At 48.1% G+C, this 12,775-nt stretch carries 11 protein-coding genes; 4 read left to right on the forward strand and 7 right to left on the reverse strand.

What is annotated here, in order from left to right; all coding sequences use genetic code 11:
- Positions 1–15 precede the first annotated feature (15 nt).
- From GWC95_RS00515 to GWC95_RS00525, 3 genes are all read right to left on the reverse strand, one after another.
- A complete protein-coding gene (locus GWC95_RS00515) occupies positions 16–2,469 on the reverse strand; it encodes an outer membrane beta-barrel family protein (protein ID WP_161816713.1) in 2,454 nt (817 codons plus the stop codon).
- A 213-nt stretch (positions 2,470–2,682) separates the two neighbouring features.
- Positions 2,683–3,762, reverse strand: a complete 1,080-nt coding sequence (locus GWC95_RS00520) for a cytochrome-c peroxidase (protein WP_161816714.1) — start codon at positions 3,760–3,762, stop codon at positions 2,683–2,685.
- Between the two features lie 111 nt (positions 3,763–3,873).
- A complete protein-coding gene (locus GWC95_RS00525; protein ID WP_202630181.1) occupies positions 3,874–6,231 on the reverse strand; it encodes an ATP-binding protein in 2,358 nt (785 codons plus the stop codon).
- A gap of 279 nt (positions 6,232–6,510) precedes the next feature.
- On the opposite strand from GWC95_RS00525, the gene GWC95_RS00530 reads away from it, so the two are divergent.
- Positions 6,511–7,380, forward strand: coding sequence for a serine hydrolase (locus tag GWC95_RS00530; protein ID WP_161816716.1), 870 nt, complete (start codon positions 6,511–6,513; stop codon positions 7,378–7,380).
- A gap of 13 nt (positions 7,381–7,393) precedes the next feature.
- On the opposite strand, the gene GWC95_RS00535 is transcribed toward GWC95_RS00530, so the two are convergent.
- Genes GWC95_RS00535 through GWC95_RS00550 form a run of 4 tightly spaced genes read right to left on the reverse strand, consistent with a single transcriptional unit; the run spans position 7,394 to position 9,754 of the window.
- Complete coding sequence (locus tag GWC95_RS00535; protein ID WP_161816717.1) at positions 7,394–8,029, reverse strand: response regulator transcription factor; 636 nt, start codon at positions 8,027–8,029, stop codon at positions 7,394–7,396.
- Entirely contained in the window at positions 8,026–8,799 is a 774-nt protein-coding gene (locus GWC95_RS00540; protein ID WP_161816718.1) for a sensor histidine kinase, read from the reverse strand. The genes GWC95_RS00535 and GWC95_RS00540 overlap by 4 nt, the downstream gene beginning before the upstream one ends.
- Complete coding sequence (locus GWC95_RS00545; protein ID WP_161816719.1) at positions 8,775–9,428, reverse strand: hypothetical protein; 654 nt, start codon at positions 9,426–9,428, stop codon at positions 8,775–8,777. The genes GWC95_RS00540 and GWC95_RS00545 overlap by 25 nt, the downstream gene beginning before the upstream one ends.
- Positions 9,429–9,454: 26 nt before the next feature.
- Complete coding sequence (locus GWC95_RS00550) at positions 9,455–9,754, reverse strand: hypothetical protein (protein WP_161816720.1); 300 nt, start codon at positions 9,752–9,754, stop codon at positions 9,455–9,457.
- Positions 9,755–10,062: 308 nt separating this feature from the next.
- Between GWC95_RS00550 and GWC95_RS00555 the strand changes: the two genes are divergently transcribed.
- The 3 genes from GWC95_RS00555 to GWC95_RS00565 are packed head-to-tail and all read left to right on the forward strand — an operon-like array spanning position 10,063 to position 12,759.
- A complete protein-coding gene (locus GWC95_RS00555; protein WP_161816721.1) occupies positions 10,063–11,175 on the forward strand; it encodes a hypothetical protein in 1,113 nt (370 codons plus the stop codon).
- Positions 11,176–11,186: 11 nt separating this feature from the next.
- Positions 11,187–11,552 carry a hypothetical protein gene (locus GWC95_RS00560; RefSeq protein ID WP_161816722.1) on the forward strand — a complete coding sequence of 122 codons (366 nt, stop codon included), beginning with the start codon at positions 11,187–11,189 and terminating at the stop codon, positions 11,550–11,552.
- Position 11,553: 1 nt separating this feature from the next.
- Complete coding sequence (locus tag GWC95_RS00565) at positions 11,554–12,759, forward strand: hypothetical protein (protein WP_161816723.1); 1,206 nt, start codon at positions 11,554–11,556, stop codon at positions 12,757–12,759.
- Positions 12,760–12,775: the final 16 nt, after the last annotated feature.

Below are 12,775 nucleotides of genomic sequence, written 5' to 3' on the forward strand. Positions count from 1 at the left end.
TTCTTTTTGGTTCCGTTAGTTACCCGCCCGCTGTCTTTCTTCTTCCGAAGCCGTTGTTCTTTTTCTTGCCGCCTGTACGGTATTTTTTCCGAAGCGGTAAGTGAACGAAAGATTCGCCACGCGTGATTCCCTGTAAGCGTGCCATTTTTCAATGTAGTTATCGTAAGTGATCGTTGCTCTCGGGAGGTCGGTCCAGAAGATATCCGTAATGTTGAAACGGATGGTTCCGCGGTTCTGCATTACTGTTTTCTGAACACCCAGCGCAATGCCCCATTGAGGATTCGATACCATGAACCCGTTTTGCCCGCCTGTGCTGAAGTTGCCGTTCAGCTCTGTTGTCCATCCCCTGCCCAATGTAAATGTGTTGTTCACGCGGTAGTCGAACGCAGGTTTGCCGCGGTTGAGGTTGGTTATTCCGAGCCGGCCATTGAATTTATTGATGTACATGTTTGCGTTGTTGATCATGTTCCATCTTTTGTTTACGCGGACCGGCGCTGAAACAGATACCCCGTAGTAATCAGATGTGCTGAGGTTGATCGGGATCTGCACCGTAACATTATCCGCCTGCGGAATGGTTGGGAAAACATCTTTGAAACGCGCGATGGCAATGTTCTGGTTTTGTGTTGTATGGCTGTAGGCCAAAGTGAAATTGATGCTTTTGACGGTATAGTTCAGCTCATACGACCAGGTGAACTGCGGAAGCAAACGGGGATTGCCGGTTCCGTAAGTGGTAACATCGATCAAAAATAAAAATGGATTGAGTTGTGAGTAACCCGGGCGGTCGATGCGCCTGCTTACAGATATGCCGAGGATCTGGTCGTCTTTGATCTTGTAATTCAGGAAAGCGCTTGGAAATAATTTCAGGTAGCTCGAATCGAAATAAGTATTGCCTTTTACCTGGTGTGTTTTCAAACGCGTATGTTCTGCACGCACACCCACCTGGAAATTGAAACGTTTGAATTCTTTGGCCAGGTTAAAATACGCTGCGTTGTTATACTCTTCGTAAAAGAAACGGTTTGTTTTGTTTACATCATCAACCGGGGAACCGCTGCTCATGTCAAAGAATTTCGCGTCGTTGTCTGAAGAAACATAACTGGTTTTTAATCCCGTTTCAAAACGCGCGCCCTGCGGCAGCGGGTTTGCGTAATCGATTTTAGCGGTCCGGAGTTTTAATTTCCCGGATTGATCGCCGTTGAGGATGTAGTCTGGTTGCAGCGCACCTCCGTTGAGGGCGTAGTATTTTGTTGCGGTTGTTGACAGCGAGCCCGATTTGAATTCACCATAATCTATGTCTGCGGTCAATTCTTTTCCTGCTGTATTAAAACTGTGTTTGTAATTGATGTTTGCGATCGTATTCCTGTTCGTGCTGTTGGCGAAAGCTTTTGTCTGGAAGGTAGAAGCGGCCTGCTTCGAAGAATTGAGTACAACAGAATTGTTATCGGTATTGGATTCGCCCAGGCCGTAATTGTGCGTAACCACGAAGCCGAGAATGTCTTTCTTCGATAAAAAGAAATCGGCGCCGCCGCGAAACGCGTGGAAGTTGGAAGGGCGTTTTGCGTAGTTGTCTTTCAGATCACCACCGCTGTACACGCCATTTGTATAAAAGTTCCTGTCGAGGATGAGGTGGTTCAGGTTCATCCGGTAGGCATAGTTGTAGTTGCCGAACAGGTTCACTTTTTTATTGCGGTAGTTGATGGTTCCCCCGGCGTTGGCCTTGGGATAAATGCCTTGCCCGTAGCCCGCCGTAAGCGTTCCGTTGGTACCCAGGCGCTGGTCCTTTTTCATCCTGATATCGATGATGCCTGAATTGCCCGCTGCCTCGTATTTGGCTGACGGATTGGTGATGAGATCGATCCTTTCAATTGCATTCGAAGGAAGTCCACGCAGGTAACTGGCAAGGTCGGCGCCGGTTAACGGCGTGGGTTTTCCATCGATCATTATGGTAACGCCCTGTTTGCCACGCAAACCAATGGCGTCGTTCTGATCTACCGAAACGCCGGGGGAACGTTCCAGTACATCCATCGCCGAACTTCCGGCGCTTACAATGCTGTTCTCTACATTCACCACCAGCCTGTCGGCCAGTCGCTGTATAAAAGGCTTGCGTGTTGAAACAACCACTTCTTTCATTTCAGCGGCGCGTGGTTGCAACACGATGGTTGGGATAGCGATGTTTGGTTGGTCTGCAGTAATGGTAACAAAAGATGTAAACGTTGTTGCATAGTTCACAAAAGATATTCTTGCAAAATAAGATCCCGCGCGGATGTTGTCGAATTCTGCCACACCGTTCCTGTCTGTGATTGCTGTTTTTGCGAGCGAGGAGTCTTTGCTCTTCAATAATTCAACCGTTGCATTTTCGAGCGGTGTGTTCTTTTCATTCGTAACCACGGTTGTTACCTTGCCACGAACCGTTGTCTGCGCAGACAAAAAACCGGCAATGAGCAGGCAAAGGGCAAGAAATATCTTTTTCATAAACATCATCTTTCGATAAAGATGAAAGGAAAAAGAAAGGATCGCCGCCGCTGTTTTACCAACTGCTGTATGGTAGCGATGAAAGGGTTGCGTGGCGCAAGCGGGTGTCTGTTTTTTACATCGTGTTATTTAGGTGCGAATGACAAAAAGTATATAGTAAGCATCGAACCGATGCTTACTATTTGGGTGATGTCGTTCTGTTCCCCGTTAGTATCATTTAAATGGATTCGAGAATTTCTCCTCCTTTATCGTAACGTTATCCGTTAATGTCAACAGGAAGGCAAGGAGTTTCTGCCTGTCTTGCGGGCCCACGGAGTGTGCCGGAATGTTTCCCGCCAGCATGTTCTGTAAGGAAGCGATACTGCCATTGTGAAAATACGGGGCCGTATTGGCAATGTTGCGCAGGCTGCTTGATTTGAACCGGCGTTGGTTGTTGATACCCAGGTCAAGCGGATCATTGAGCGCAAAGGGACCTGTGGGGTTCGACGTCAGGAACATCGGTGGCGCATGGCAACCCGCGCAGGTGCCGCCTCCATTTGGCCCCGCGGTAAGGAACAGGGTTTCTCCATCGCGTTCATCTGTTGTAAAAGTGGCGGTGCCTTGTTTTACCTGGTCGTATTTTGATTGACAGGTAACGATGGACCTCACGAACTGCGACAATGCCCTGGAGATCCTGTCTGCTGTTACCTGCTTTGTGCCGAATGCTTTCTCAAACAATGCCGGGTAATAACTGAGCGCCGGTAATTTTTCCTGCAGCTCCGCAAGCGTCATTCCCATTTCTGTTGTGTTCTGGATGGGTTGTAAAACCTGTTCCTCCAGCGTGTTTGCCCTTTCATCCCAAAACATTTTTCCCGAACGGTAGAAGCGCACATTCAATATGGGCATAGAGTGCCTGTCGGTTCTGCCGCCTGCAAAGCCAACACTTTTAACCGCAGAGTCGGAAAAAGAGAGCTCCGGGTTGTGACAGCTTGCACAGCTAACCGTATTTGATTTGGAAAGATTTTTATCGTAGAACAGTACGCGCCCGAGCGTAGCGCCGTTGTCGGTAATCGGATTGGTTGCAGGCGTATTGTCGACCGCCGGCAATACCGATGCGACGTGCGCCGGAAAAACAGCATTGCTGTAATTGAAAGGAACGCCGGGCAATAACGGCGAAGCAACGGTGGTAACAACAGTTTGTGTAAGGGTTGGGGTGGTTGGTGCAACCGCAGCAGTATCGCTTTTGGAACAATACTGGAACATCATAGCAGCAACCACCAGACATACAAGTATGCCCGATTGTTTAGGTTTCATAATGGCTGGTTTTAAGATCAGGAGCCGGGGAAGGCGCTGTCTCTTTAATGAGATACCATCCGGAGCAAAAACCTACGCCATTAACAAAAAATTAGGATGTGTACCCGATAATCACTGCTCGCCGGGTTTCCTGTAAATATTTGTGTGGTGCAATATCACCGCGAATAAATTATCGGGCACGAATGGTTTTACAACGATATCGTCGATGCCGGTGTCTTTTATCCGCTCATCCACATCGCGGGGCAGCGAAGCGGTAAGGGCCACGATCGGTATGGTTACGCCTCTTTCGCGCAGGCGGCGCGTGGCCTCATAGCCATCCATTACCGGCATGTGCATGTCCATAAGAATGAGCCGGTGGCGGTTCACATCAACTTTGTCCAGCGCCTCCTGGCCGTTCAAGGCAACGTCGATGGTGGCGCCCCATCTTTCTAAAAAGGTCCTGGCAACAAGAATGTTCACCTCGTTGTCTTCCACCAGTAAAATTGAAACACCTGTAAGCGGCCTGCTTTCTTCTGTTGGTGCGTTTTCTGCACGTGACTCCATCTTTTTTTCTGTTGTGATAACTTTCGGAAAAGTTTGTGTGAAATAAAAAACAGAACCCTTGCCATGTTCGCTGCTGAGCTGAAGCGAACTGCCCTGCAGTTCCAGCAGTTTTTTTGAAATGGCGAGCCCCAATCCTGTTCCGCCGAAGTTTCTTGAAGTGGAGGTATCTGCCTGTGTAAACTGTTCAAATATCATCTTCTGTTTTTCCGCCGCAATGCCGATGCCCGTGTCTTCTATGCGAACAAGCAATGTGATGTGGCTGTTGGTTTCGCTTTCCACCTTCACCTCCACCGCCACATGTCCTTTCCTGGTAAATTTGATCGCGTTGCTTACCAGGTTGGTGATCACCTGGCCAATGCGTGTAGGATCGCCAAGGATCCTGTTTTTTAATTTTGGATCGATGTGAAGCCGCAGGTCAATGTTTTTTTCCTCGGCAGATGTGCGCATGCCCGATACAATGTTCTTCACCGTATTGGCAAAATCCATTTCGATCACTTCGAAATTTACTTTGCCGGCTTCTATTTTATTGTAATCCAGGATATCGTTCACGATCGCCAGCAGGTTGTTCGCAGAAAAAAGCAATACGTTCAACTGCTCCTTCTGTTCTGTCCGCGGGTTGTCGCGCAGGATGAGATGCGTCATACCAAGGATCGAATTCAACGGCGTGCGGATCTCGTGCGACATGGTCGACAAAAACTCGTTCTTCGCTTTCAACCCCTGCTCTGCCTGTTCTTTTGCCTGTTTGAGCATGGATGCAAAACGGAAAGAGAGAATGAGCGACTGCAGGAAGAAGAAACTGATGTATCCGATGAATAGAATTTCCTTTTGCGGCGATACGATGCCGAAGTACTGGAGGTTGATCACCACAAACACCAACAGCACCACACCTGTGCTCAGCAGTGCATACCCGGCGCCCAACCGCCTGTTGCGCATCGCTTTTATATACACATAGAATGCGTAGCCGATAACAACAAACATCACCACCAAAAACGGGTTTATCAACTGCGTAAAAACACTTGGCGGAAAGATCACCACGATGGCCGAAAGGATGAGGCACGACCATGCCTGCATATACGTAACGTATTTGTTCGAATCCTTTGGATAGAGATAACGTGTATACAGGCTGAAAAAAGTAACGCTTACAAACAGCGACAAATATTCAAGATGCGTCGTGATGGTCCATGGGATATCCGGGAAGATCGAGTGAAGGGCATAACTGCGCGCACCTACCATGCGGTAGCTGTAGGTCATGCAGAACAGCGCGAAATAAAGAAGCGACCTGTCGTGGCGGCCAAACAGGAACAACCCAAAGAAAAACAGGCCACCCATGAAGAGGCAACCCATCAAAACAAAATCGAAGGCATTGTCCCTGTCGCGCTCCTGTTTAAGCAAGGGATAATCGCCTATGAACAACTGTTTATAGGGCCCGCCCTTGGAGTGCCAGAAGTTGGCCACCTGCAGCACCAGGTGCAGCGTATCGGAAGAGCTGGTGAGCTGTACGGTTTGCTGCAGCCATTTCGGAACGGCCCTTTCTTCATTCGAATCGGGGTTTCCCGCTTCGCACAACAATTCGCCGTTTACAAAGAGCCTGTACGATGCATAGGTGTCGGGAACGTCGAACCCGATCTTATTCGAATGTTTGGGCAACAGCACGGTAAGCGAATAAGACGCATAACCCATATTGGGAAGCGGCTTGCCGTTTACCAGCGTTTTGGTCCACAACCTGGGAAAAGGAACAATGGCCGTTGGCGCCGCAGCATCCTGGGGGGTGAGGATTCGTTTCCAGTAAAGCACCCAATCGCCGTCCAGTGGAATTTTGTCTTTCGAAAGATCCGTGTTACGCAGATCGATCACCCCGTTTTTAGCCAGTGGAAAAGACGCTCCCGCCTTTGCGATGTCGGTAAAGCCGCAAAAAAACAGCAGCAAAAAAAAGGGAACCTTATGTAAACGGGTCACGGACATTCCGGCTGAAAAATTAAATAGATGATGGGCGCGGACATAGGATCATTAAATTTAATAAAAATCCCCCGGCTTAAAAAAGACGATTAAACTCCGTTTTTACCAGCGAATCCTGCACAATACTGCAAAAAAACGCTATTTTGTTGTTATTACGAATTAGAAACAGGTACGAAGCAAGGATGGGAGGTACGAACGGTACCGCGTAACCAGCCGCAGCCTTGTACCTGGTACCCCAACGCCCCTGTTATGAAAAAAGCAATCTTTTTTTCCCTTCTTGTATTTGCCCTTGCTCCTGCAACCGCGCAAAAAACGGATAAAAAATTAGAGTCGCAGCTCAACGAGTTGTTAAAAGGCTTCAATGGAAACATGGGTATTTATGTGCATGACCTGAAAAAGAACCGCATCGCCGCCATCAATGCCGATACGGTTTACCCTACGGCCAGCATGGTTAAAGTGCCGATACTGGCGGGCATTATGCGCAAGATCGAAGATGGCGAGCTGCAATACCACCAAACCCTTACGTATAAGGACTCGTTGTTGTACGCGGGTGTAGACATACTCGGTTCATTCAAGAACGGCGAGAAAATAGAATTGAGTAAGGTGATGATGCTGATGCTCACCATGAGCGACAATACGGCGAGCCTCTGGCTACAAACGCTTGCAGGTACGGGAACGCGCATCAACCAGCTGATGGACAGCCTCGGGCTGCGCGAAACACGTGTGAACAGCCGCACGCCGGGAAGAGAAGCATTTCGCACGCAGAATGGCTGGGGACAAACAACCCCGCGCGAAATGGCGCTGCTCATGGAAAAAATAGTGAATAAAGAAGTGGTGAGCCCTTCTGCCAGTGAAAGGATGCTGCGCATACTGGGCAGGAACTATTGGGATGAGAACGCCATCTCCCAGATCCCGGCTGATGTTTTCGTTGCCAGCAAAAGCGGCGCCGTTGATGCAACACGCAACGAGGTGCTTTTTGTGAACAGTAAAAAGAACCCTTACATATTCTGCATCTGCAGCAAAAACAACAAAGACACCAGCTGGAACGAAGAAACCAACGAGGCATGGGTTTTAACCAGGAAGGTTTCGGACCTGTTGTGGAAGTATTTTAACCGGTAGTGTGTGCAGCGGCTTACAGGTTAACCAATCCGCGCCTGATCGCCTCCATTGCCAACCCTACCCTGCTTTGCACCTTTAATTTTCCAAACAAAGTTTCGCGGTAGCCGTCTATCGTTCGCTCGCTGAGGAACATGAGCGATGCGATCTCCTTGTAGGTTAGGTCTGAACAGGCGTACTGAAGAAATTGTTTTTCTTTCTCTGTAATGGGAACCGATTCTTTTTCAGATTGCAACAGCCTCCTGAAATTGATATTGCTCGCATCCGCATTGTAAAATCCTTTGATATGGATCTCATGCAGCGCTTTTTCGAGCTCATCGGGATGTGTTTCTTTCAGCAGGTAAGCGCAACAGCCGGCTTTGATCATGTCGATGATCACGGAGTCGTTATCATTCATAGACAGCGCCACCAGTTTGGTTTGCGGGTAGTGCGCGGCCATCCATTTAGCGGTTTCTATTCCGTTCATCACGGGCATGTTCACATCTATAAGCAGGATGGAAGGAACGATGGGGCTCTGCGCAATTTTTTCCTGCAGCTCTTTTCCATTCAGGGCTTCTGCCACAACATCGTATACCTTGAAGCTTTTCAGCATCAGGCTCAATGATTTCAGGAACAACTGGTGATCGTCTACTATACCTACTGGAATTTTCATGATTTGACCGGGAGTTGTATGGTTACACTGGTGCCGTTGTTGATGGAAGACTGCCATTCCACCGTGCCGCCCAATAATTTTGTTCTGTGTTTTACGTTCAGGATCCCTACGCTTTTGGTCACTTCCGGTTCGTTGAAACCGGTTCCGTCGTCGGCAATGTAGATGGTGAGCAGCTGCGCATCTTCCTTCATTTTGATCTCGATGTTCTTTGCCTGCGCGTGTTTGATGCTGTTCTGCAGTATTTCCTGCACAATGCGGAACAGGATCGTTTGCGCGCCCGCCTGCAGCGATAACGATGCCGGCTTGAACAGGTGGATCTGTAAATTCCTTGCAGCGTTGATGCGGTGGATCTCGGCTTCCAGGTTCTCTATAAAATCAAACTGCTGCAGCCATTCTTTGTTGAGCGCCTTTGATAAGGAGCGCAGCTCCTGGATCGCTTTTGCCAGTGTTTCATCGGCCATCGCCAATGTATCGGGCGATTCTGCCAGCGAACGCTGGGTGATGCCGATCAGCAGTTTGGTGCTGTTGAGCAATTGCCCAACATTATCATGGATCTCGATGCTTAGCTGGTTGAGCGTTTCTTCCTGTGTTTCCAACTGCGACTGCAGCAACTGTTTTTCAAAATCCGCCTCCATGGTCTCTTTCTCTTTTAAGTGCTTCAGGTCTCTCCTCAGGTATGCCATTACCAGCATAACAATAAACAGGGTGATCAACAGCAGAATGCTTGACGCCCCGAGTATGATGCTTATGTTTTCTGATAATTTTTGCATGTGAGCCCGTAAATGGTATAAATACAGAAAATGGTTAACAGTACATTGTGAAAACGCCAGAGGATCCCGATCGAATCAGCGTTTTTCTGGATCAGGTAATTGTAAGAGATAAATATAAAAAAACTACCGGTATAGTAAGTAAATATACCGATGATGATCCAGAACAAAGCGCTGTTGGTTAGCCCGGGTGTTTTGGTATCGTGTACCAGCCGCCAGTAAAAAAATACAAGACAGCAGGCCGTAATGATGAAACTGGCCAGCGCCGAAACAATGCTGCTGTATGAATCGATGCCATCCAGGCTCCAGAGCGAGTAAACCGTTACCACTGTGAACACAACTGCACTTACAGGAACCAGTTTTTTGAGTGAGCGGCTGTTCATCCTGTAAAAAAGCAAAGCGAGGATCGCAAACGACAGGATCACATTGGCCGCATATGCCACGTAGTTGGGCACATCGAAAACGGTTTGCATGATGAGCGCCGTGGTATTGGTTGCAAATTGAACAAGAACGAAATAAAAAACATAATGCAGCTCCTTCACCATTTTCTTAAACGGCTTGATAAAGAAGAATAAGGCCAGCAAAGGAGCCGCAATATCTATGTAATTTAAAATGGTAATAATGATCTTCAAAAGATATCAGATAAAACAGTGATGAATTAACCCTGCGTGCAGCCCGGCGGATACGGACAACCCTGTGCCGGTTCTCCGGGGTCGCCCGGATCGCCCAGGAGTTTGCTGGCCGTTTTCTTTACGGTTTTCGCGGCCGTTTTTTTATTTGGTGCCGGATCAACCCGCGCGCTGATCTTGACCAGGTTCAATGTCTGCATCGAACCCCTTGGTTTCTCCTGCACAACTTCGTGTGAAACAATGATTCCTTTGGCCGCAGGGTTTTTGGCCAAAAGTTTTTCGATGTCGGCCCTACGGAAGTAGAACTCCATCTTGCATTCGTTTGCCATGATGATCAGTTTAGTTTTGGTAATTTATAATGCATCAAATATTCACAAAAAAAACCCATACAACCATCCGGGGTTTTCCCATTGCGCCGATACGGGAATTTCCCCGTATTTTTTTTACAATTTCAGCTATGTGCGTGTAGCGCATCAAATTGTAACCGGGGGCTGTTTAATATTTCCGTTTTAATATATATCTTTTGAGCCTGATTTTTTACCCGTAAAGAAGACCGTTTGCAAAGCAACGGGCCAGGTAAACAGAATCAGCCGCGTAGCCGAAAACGGTAGCAAGAGTAGGCGCAACCAAAACTAATATGAGTGGATTTCCTATCCTCGACCTCGTTGTGGGGATCATCTTCGTTTATTTTCTATTGAGCATCGTAAGCAGCTCGATGATCGAGATCGTAATGACCGCCACAAAACTGCGCGGTAAGATGCTGCGCGATTGGCTGCTCAACATTTTCGACAAGGACGTAACGGTTGGCAGCAAGAAAATAAAACTCGGCCAGGCCATCATGGACCACTGCGGAACTACCGCACTCTCGCCAAGAGGTGTTGCACCTTCGTATATCGATGCCAAAAATTTTACAGCGGCACTGCTCGAGAAAGTTCTGCACGATCCCAACGATCCCAACAGCATTCCCTCGGATATTGACGGGGTGATCGCCGGGCTGAAAAAAACCGATGCACTTCCAGACGAGGTAAAAGGCATACTCATCGGCTACGCGCTGGAAACAAAAGACACGTATAAATCGCTCTCCCTAAAAATTTCGGGTGAGCTTGAAATGTTCAATAAAAAAATTGAGAACTGGTACGACACAAACATGGAGCGTGTAAGCGGCGCTTTAAAAACAAGGCACACGCGTAAGTTTACCCTGTGGATCGCGATCGTATTGGTGGTATTGCTCAACGCAGACAGCATCTCCATCTCCAAATACCTCTACAAAAACCCTGAAGCGAGGATGGAACTCGCCACGCAGGCATACGCGTCGGCCAACAGCGACAGTGTAAAGGCGCAGGTGCAGGGCATCATAGACAGGAACAACAAAAGAAAGGCGGAAACAGAAGCGGCCAGGGCTTCTGCTGATACGGCGAAATCGAATAGCGCCGGTCCCGATGCTGCGCAGAAGGCCACAGATACTTTGTCAATGAAACAGCTTACCGACAGTATTTCTACGCAGATCGTAACCATCAAATCAACCAAAGCCATACTGGACGATGCCATCCCGCTCGGCTGGAACAACCATGTATTTCTTACCGCGGAAAACAGGTTTTCCATCTGGCTCGTGTTGTCGAAGATTGCGGGCCTGGGCATGACCGTCCTTGCTATTATGATGGGCGCACCATTCTGGTTTGATGTGCTCAACAAGGTTTCAAATATGCGCAGCGCGGGAAGCAAACCGCCATCATCAACCAATACCAAATAAAAATACAGTGTATGCCACAATGCTTTGAAACAGATTTCGATTATGAAATCATTAACGATGGAACCGATCTATTGATCGACATTGAATTTCTTACGCCAAACCAAAGCCCCGACTTCACGCTGCGCGTAGATGGCGTTGAAAAAATACAGAACGGCAACAAGTCTGTTTACAACTATGTGATGAAAACAGACAAAGAGCTCAACGGAAAAGTGGTGAAGCTTTTTGGAAACATAGCAGATACATCAAACAACACCAACGAGATCACGCTCACCGTGGTAGTAAAAGGAGGCGTTGCGCCCGAACAAAAAGATTTTAAAACAACCGTTTCCGCGGGCGAAACGGTGGAGATCGATATCATCATCAGACCCTTTGCATAGCATGAAAAAAAATAGATTTGTTTTTTTTACACTACTGTTGTTGTGTTGCAAACTGCATGCACAGGACACTGAGCCACAGCAACTCAACCTACTCAAGGCGCCGGCTTCACCGGCGGCGCACCTGTTGAACTTCGCAACAAGCAGTATAGACAGGCCAACGGATCTTACCGCTTTCTGGTTAACAGCAAACAACCTTACGGGAAATTTTACAAAACTGCCGAACAGTTATGCCATTGAACTTTCACCGTCTACGCTTTTTAAAACAGATCTTTCCTTGTCCGGTTTGCGGTCTGTAAAATTCACAGATGTGGTGAGACAGACCTTTGTGCTATCGGCGGGGTTCAAATTGTTCGATGATACCGTTACCTCAACCTCCTATTACAAAACAGCGGTTGGTTTCAAGTTCATGCTGGCCCGGCCCGAATGGAGTGCGCAAACAAATGCGAAATACAAAGTATTGCGCGCACTTCAAAAAGAACTCACGCAAAAAGTGGGCGCCAATTCCGATGCCATCGATTCGATGCCGGCCATCAAACAACTGCTTGCGGAAAGAACGGCGCTGCGCGACGAGCCCGGCGGAACAACAAGCAAGGCATACAAGGAAAAAGATGCCGAGTACCAGGAACTGCGAAAAGCGATGCGCGAAAAACTGAGCAAGGAAAAAAACGAGAACCTTCACCGGCAGATCAAAGAGAAAGCCAAAGATTTTACCATTGAACGCGTAGGATTTTTTGCGGAACTGGCGGGCGGTGTCTCGGTCGCTTTCCCAACAAATGATTTCAATTATTCCGTTACCGATAAAAGCGGCTTATGGCTCACCGCGGGGCACGAAGGTGGTAACGATAAAATGAGTGCGCTCTTCCTGGCGCGCTATCTCTACCAGCCGGAATCGGTGTATGCAGACTCAACAGGCAAGATACCCGCAAAACGCATCTCAACATTTGATATGGGCGGACGATTCATCTACACCTCACCCGATGGAAAATTCAGTGTTTCCGCAGAAGCGATATACAGGAGCGTGCTGAACAAAAGCGTGATCGACCCCTCGTGGCGCACCGTGTTCAATGCAGGATACCAGCTGGGAGGAAACCAACAGGTTACCTTCACGTTCGGAAGGGATTTTAATGGATTTGTGGAGAAAGGCGGCAACCTTGTTGCAGGCATCAACTACCTGGTAGGCCTTGGCGGACAAAGATTTCTAAACTGATAATTCATACCCAAAA

The sequence above is a fragment of the Sediminibacterium roseum genome, assembly GCF_009939005.1.
GTDB classification, from domain to species: Bacteria; Bacteroidota; Bacteroidia; order Chitinophagales; family Chitinophagaceae; genus Sediminibacterium; species Sediminibacterium roseum.

Excerpts from the sequence above, each read along its gene's own strand:
- GWC95_RS00515 (WP_161816713.1), bottom strand. The coding sequence starts at position 2,469 with ATGAAAAAGATATTTCTTGCCCTTTGCCTGCTCATTGCCGGTTTTTTG.
- GWC95_RS00535 (WP_161816717.1), bottom strand. The coding sequence starts at position 8,029 with ATGAAAATTCCAGTAGGTATAGTAGACGATCACCAGTTGTTCCTGAAA.
- GWC95_RS00530 (WP_161816716.1), top strand. The coding sequence starts at position 6,511 with ATGAAAAAAGCAATCTTTTTTTCCCTTCTTGTATTTGCCCTTGCTCCT.
- GWC95_RS00565 (WP_161816723.1), top strand. The coding sequence starts at position 11,554 with ATGAAAAAAAATAGATTTGTTTTTTTTACACTACTGTTGTTGTGTTGC.
- GWC95_RS00520 (WP_161816714.1), bottom strand. The coding sequence starts at position 3,762 with ATGAAACCTAAACAATCGGGCATACTTGTATGTCTGGTGGTTGCTGCT.
- GWC95_RS00550 (WP_161816720.1), bottom strand. The coding sequence starts at position 9,754 with ATGGCAAACGAATGCAAGATGGAGTTCTACTTCCGTAGGGCCGACATC.
- GWC95_RS00555 (WP_161816721.1), top strand. The coding sequence starts at position 10,063 with ATGAGTGGATTTCCTATCCTCGACCTCGTTGTGGGGATCATCTTCGTT.
- GWC95_RS00560 (WP_161816722.1), top strand. The coding sequence starts at position 11,187 with ATGCCACAATGCTTTGAAACAGATTTCGATTATGAAATCATTAACGAT.
- GWC95_RS00540 (WP_161816718.1), bottom strand. The coding sequence starts at position 8,799 with ATGCAAAAATTATCAGAAAACATAAGCATCATACTCGGGGCGTCAAGC.